The sequence below is a fragment of the Pseudomonas sp. RW407 genome, from assembly GCF_003176655.1.
Taxonomy (GTDB): Bacteria; Pseudomonadota; Gammaproteobacteria; order Pseudomonadales; family Pseudomonadaceae; genus Pseudomonas; species Pseudomonas delhiensis.
In genome coordinates, this window is sequence record NZ_QGSL01000106.1 from 481,815 (window position 1) to 486,846 (window position 5,032).

At 66.2% G+C, this 5,032-nt stretch carries 4 protein-coding genes; 3 read left to right on the forward strand and 1 reads right to left on the reverse strand.

The features are described 5' to 3' along the window. Positions 1–308 precede the first annotated feature (308 nt). Complete coding sequence (locus tag DK254_RS19015; RefSeq protein ID WP_109935023.1) at positions 309–773, reverse strand: MarR family winged helix-turn-helix transcriptional regulator; 465 nt, start codon at positions 771–773, stop codon at positions 309–311. Positions 774–1,027: 254 nt separating this feature from the next. Here DK254_RS19015 and DK254_RS19020 point away from each other — a divergent pair, with 254 nt between their 5' ends. The 3 genes from DK254_RS19020 to DK254_RS19030 all read left to right on the forward strand — a co-directional run bounded on the left by DK254_RS19020 (position 1,028) and on the right by DK254_RS19030 (position 4,475). Further along, entirely contained in the window at positions 1,028–1,981 is a 954-nt protein-coding gene (locus tag DK254_RS19020; RefSeq protein ID WP_109935024.1) for a PDR/VanB family oxidoreductase, read from the forward strand. A gap of 37 nt (positions 1,982–2,018) precedes the next feature. Beyond that, positions 2,019–3,095, forward strand: coding sequence for an aromatic ring-hydroxylating dioxygenase subunit alpha (locus DK254_RS19025; RefSeq protein ID WP_109935025.1), 1,077 nt, complete (start codon positions 2,019–2,021; stop codon positions 3,093–3,095). 102 nt (positions 3,096–3,197) lie between these two features. Next, a complete protein-coding gene (locus tag DK254_RS19030) occupies positions 3,198–4,475 on the forward strand; it encodes an OprD family porin (RefSeq protein ID WP_109935026.1) in 1,278 nt (425 codons plus the stop codon). Positions 4,476–5,032 lie beyond the last annotated feature (557 nt).

A 5,032-nucleotide genomic window follows, 5' to 3' on the forward strand; every position in this document is an offset into this window, starting at 1 on the left:
GATTGCCTCCGCCACGCGGAACCATCCGGTGGCACGGTCGTAGGACTCTGTCCGCGATTGGACTCACCGGCCACGCCGGATACCTCGGTAGCGTGGCCAGCGGCGTACAACCGTGAACGGTTGTACGCCCTACGGGTGGGCCTGGCGTAGGGCGAATAACGCTCCGCGTTATCCGCCGTTTGACCTTGGCCACATTCCGCTCGGTGCCGGGCACGGAGCCACCGTCGGAGCCTTGCCAGGCTCAACCACGGAGTTGCCGACGAGGAAGGTGTAACGGCGGATAACCGCGAACGGCTATCCCCCTTACATCAGGACTCCGGCTCCACGGCGTTCACCGCGTCCAGCTGGGCGGTCATCCGGTGCAGGAAGTCGATGAGCATCTCCACCTCCTCCTCTCCCAGGGCCGCCAGCAGCAGTCTCTCCCTCTCCAGCGCGGTCACCAGTACCCGGTCGTGGAGTTCGCGCCCCAATGGGGTCAGCGAGACCGTGTACCGGCGCGCATCCTTCGCATCGACCTTCGTCGCCACGTAGCCATCGCGCTCGAGCACCTGCAGCGCTCGGCTGACTGCGCTCTTGTCGAGGCCTATCACCTGCACCACGCGGTTGGCGCTGATGTGGTCTTCCACGGCGAGCATGGCCAGCACCCGCCACTCCACTATCCCTATCCCGAAATGCTTGCGGTAGCAGGCCGAGGCCCCGCTGGCCATCTTGTTGGTCAGCGAGGTCAGCAGTGCGGGAACGTAGCGGTCCAGGTTGAGAGGCGAGCGGGGCATGTCGAGCGGTTCCTGCGCGTTGATTGAATTGGTTGACATCGCAACCAAAATACTTAGGATGGGAATCACCCATAGATTCCGCGTCCGCCTCCAGGCGCACGCGGCACGACAATAATAATCCAGAGGTGCCGTGCCATGTCTTACCCGCGCCCGTACTTCCCTCCCGACGCTCACGCCTGACGCGCCCTGCCGGTAACGCCGGCTCCACGTCCATTCGCTTTCGAACACTGCACAGCCGCGGTGGGGGTACGCTCATGCTCGAAGTTCGTGTCGCTCGAAAAATCGCCGAAGCCGAAGGTGTCTGCAGCTTCGAACTGGCCGCCGCCAACGGCGCGGAACTGCCGGCATTCACCGCCGGGTCGCACATCGACGTGCATGTCGCGCCGGGGATCGTCCGCCAGTACTCGCTGTGCAATTCGCCCCATGAACGCGGCCGATACCTCATCGCGGTGCTCGACGAACCGGCCTCGCGGGGCGGCTCCCGAGGCATGCATGCGGACGTGCAGGAAGGCTCGCGCCTGACCATCGGCGTACCGCGCAATCTGTTCGACCTGGACCTCGGCGGCGATCGCTACCTGCTGTTCGCCGGCGGCATCGGCATCACGCCGATGCTCGCCATGGCCCACAGCCTTCTCGCGGCGGGCAAGCGCTTCGAGCTCCACTATTGCGGCCGCTCCATCGAGCGCCTGGCATTCCTTGGGCTTCTGAACGAAGCCCCCTTCGCGAAGCACCTGCGGGTTCATGTCGACAGCGGCCCGGTCGAGCAGGGGCTGGATGCAGCGCGGGTCCTCGCATCCCCCGCGCAGGGCGACCAGCTCTATGTGTGCGGGCCGGCAGGCTTCATGTCGCACATCCAAACCACCGCCAAGGCCTCCGGCTGGAGCGATCGGCAACTCCACCGCGAGGACTTCGCGGCTCCGCCGCAGGTTCTCGAAGGCGATCAGGCCTTCGAGATCGAGCTGTCCCGCTCCGGCCGCGTGCTCCAGGTGCCCGCGCAGAAGACCGCCCTGGAGGTGCTGCTGGCGCATGACGTCGCAATCGAAAGCGCCTGCGAACAGGGCATCTGCGGCACCTGCATCACCCGCGTGCTGGCCGGTGAGCCGGACCACCGCGACCAGTACCTGGACGCCGCGGAGCACGCCCGAAACGACAGCTTCACCCCTTGCTGTTCCCGTTCCCGCAGCCCACGCCTCGTGCTGGACCTGTGACCTTCAACAAGCCCACCCCCGATAGCTGGAGACCGCCATGAGCACATCGCAAGCCCAGTCACTCGCCTACGAGGTTGCGGCGCCCGCAGCGCCGCCAAAGTTCCCGCTGAACCAGTGGTACGTCGCAGGCTTCGCCTGGGAGCTGAAAGACAAGCCGATAGGCAGGACCCTGCTCGGCCAGCCCGTCGTACTGTTCCGCACCGCGGATGGCCGGCCGGCAGCCCTGGAAGATCGCTGCTGCCACCGGGCGCTCCCGCTGTCCCACGGCACGCTCGAAGCGCAAGGGGTGCGCTGTGGCTACCATGGCCTGCTGTTCAACGGTGCGGGGCAGTGCCTGGAGGTGCCCGGGCAGGAAAGGATTCCCACCAAGGCCAAGGTGCCGGCCTACCACGTCCGTGAGCGCGACCGGATCATCTGGATCTGGTTCGGCAGCGCGGAGCACTGGGAGCCGACCTGCGAGCCCCCGGCCTACGAGGTCCACAGCAGCGGCGAGTACCTCTACGACGGAGGCGTCTACCACTACGATGCCCCCTATCAGCTCATCCACGACAACCTTCTCGACCTGAGCCACCTGGGCTACGTGCACCTGCGGACCATCGGCGGCAACGCCAGCATCCACATGAACGCCCGGATGCGCGTCGAGAGCGACGACAACAGCGTGCGGGTCGTTCGCCACATGCCGGACTCGGTGCCGCCGCCGACCTACACCGCCGCCTACCCGTTCCGGGGCAAGGTCGATCGCTGGCAGGAAATCGAGTTCCGCGTCACCCACCTGCGCATCTGGACCGGCGCGGTCGACGCCGGCAGCGAATCGCTCGACGAACCTCGCCGCGGCGGCTTCCACATGCGCGGTTTCCACGGCGTAACGCCCGAGACGGAAAGCACCAGCCACTACTTCTGGACCATCGCCACCAACCCACGGAGCAATCCCGAGGAGACCAAGGCGAAGGTCGTCGAACAGACCGTCATGACCTTCGACGAGGACAAGGTCGTGATCGAGGCCCAGTACAGGAACATGCTCGCGTTCGGCCCCCGGCCATTGGTGGACATCCACGTGGACGTGGGCGCCAACCGCGCGCGCAGGATCATCGAGCGGCTTCGCCAGGCTTCCTGATGGCCGCAGAGGCGGCCGCAACAGCCGGGGGCCCGTCATCGCCTGGCCACCCGGGCCAGGCCCCTGGTTACACCCATAACAAGAACAAGAAGGTAGTACCCCATGAGCACTCAATCTTTCGACTCCAGGCTGTCCGGCCTGGCGGGGTTCGCGGCCTTGCTCTCGCAAAGCGCGTTCGCGGACCTCATCGAGGACAGCAGCGTCACCCTCACTGCCCGCAACTTCTACCTGGACCGGGACTACAAGGGCGAAACCCCGTACCCCGCCGCCCGGGAATGGGCCCAGGGGTTCATCGTCAGGGCCCATTCAGGCTTCACCGACGGGACTGTCGGCTTCGGCCTCGATGCGACAGGGATGCTGGGGCTCAAGCTCGACTCGTCGCCGGACCGCACGGGCACCCAGTTGCTTTCCTACGACCCGCTGAGCCGAGAAGTCCGGGATGAGTACTCCGAACTCGGCCTGGCCCTGAAAGGCAAGGTCTCCAAAACCAAAGTGTCGGCAGGAACGCAGTTCCCCTCGCTGCCGGTGATCTACGCAAGCCCTGCCCGGCTTCTGCCGCAGTCGTTCCGCGGGGTCTACATGATCTCCGACGAGCTGGACGGGCTGACGCTTCACGCGGGGCGAATGGACCGGGTCAACCAGCGGGACTCCACCGATTACCAGCCGCTCGCACTGGCATCGCCCAATGGCCGTTTCCAGCCCGGGGCGACCTCCGAGCGCTTCGACTTCCATGGTGTCGACTATCGCTGGACCGACAACCTGACCTTGCGCCTGTTCCATGCGGAACTGCGGGACATCTATACCCAGGACTTCCTGGGCGCGCTCCATTGGCTGCCGTTGGGCGAAGGCAGGCTCAAGTCGGATATCCGCGTATTCGACAGCCGCGATGATGGCCAGGCCAAGGCCGGGAAGGTCGACAACCTGAACGTGGGCGGCATGTTCAGCTACCTGTGGGGCGGCCACAGCCTGGGCGTCGGCTACATGCGCCAGTTCGGCGATACCGCCTTTCCCTACCTCGCCGGCGGCGAGCCCATCGTGCTGAGCGACGGCACCCTGAGCGCGGACTTCGTGAACCCCAGGGAGCGCACCTGGACCCTGAGGTACGACTACGACTTCGCCGCCTCGGGCATACCGGGCCTGACCGGCATGGCGCGCTACCTGCACGGCGACAGCATCGACCTGCCCGCGCTGGGCGGCGGCAGCCTCAGCGAGTCCTCGAAGGACTTCGAACTATCCTACGTCATCCAGTCCGGCCCCGCGAAAGGCCTGGCGTTCCGGTTGCGAGAGACCTTCTACCGGAACCAGCAGAATGCGAACGCCACGTTCCGAAGCGACAACGAGACGCGGATAAACATCGACTACACCATCAGGCTCTGGTGAACCGACCGGCCGGGCTGCGGCGGGTGTTGGGTTCCCAGGGGCTCGCTCCTACGGGAAACGCCGTGCCTCGTTGCGGACTGAGCGGGCCCTGCCCGCGATTCGCGCGCAGGGCGCGCTCCTACAGGGTGGAGCCAGGCGCCCCGGTAGCATGGCCAACGGCGTACAACCGCGAACGGTTGTACGCCCTACGGGTGGGCCCGGCGTAGGGCGAATAACGCCTACGGCGTTATCCGCCGTTTGGCCTTGGTCGCATTCCGCTCGGTACCGGGCACGGAGCCGCTGTCGGAACCACGCCAGGCTCAACCACGGAGTTGCCGACAAGGAAGGTGTAGCGGCGGATAACCGCGAACGGTTATTCGCCCTACGTCACCGGCAGGCCTGGCGTTATCCGCCGATCGCGGACGGAGTCCGCTCCTACGGGGAAGCTCCGTGCCTCATTGCAGACTGTAGGAGCGGGCTCTGCCCGCGATTCGCGCGCAGGGCGCGCTCCTACAGGGTGGAGCCAGGCGCCCCGGTAGCATGGCCAACGGCGTACAACCGCGAACGGTTGTACGCCC

Excerpts from the sequence above, each read along its gene's own strand:
- DK254_RS19015 (WP_109935023.1), bottom strand. The coding sequence starts at position 773 with ATGCCCCGCTCGCCTCTCAACCTGGACCGCTACGTTCCCGCACTGCTG.
- DK254_RS19020 (WP_109935024.1), top strand. The coding sequence starts at position 1,028 with ATGCTCGAAGTTCGTGTCGCTCGAAAAATCGCCGAAGCCGAAGGTGTC.
- DK254_RS19025 (WP_109935025.1), top strand. The coding sequence starts at position 2,019 with ATGAGCACATCGCAAGCCCAGTCACTCGCCTACGAGGTTGCGGCGCCC.
- DK254_RS19030 (WP_109935026.1), top strand. The coding sequence starts at position 3,198 with ATGAGCACTCAATCTTTCGACTCCAGGCTGTCCGGCCTGGCGGGGTTC.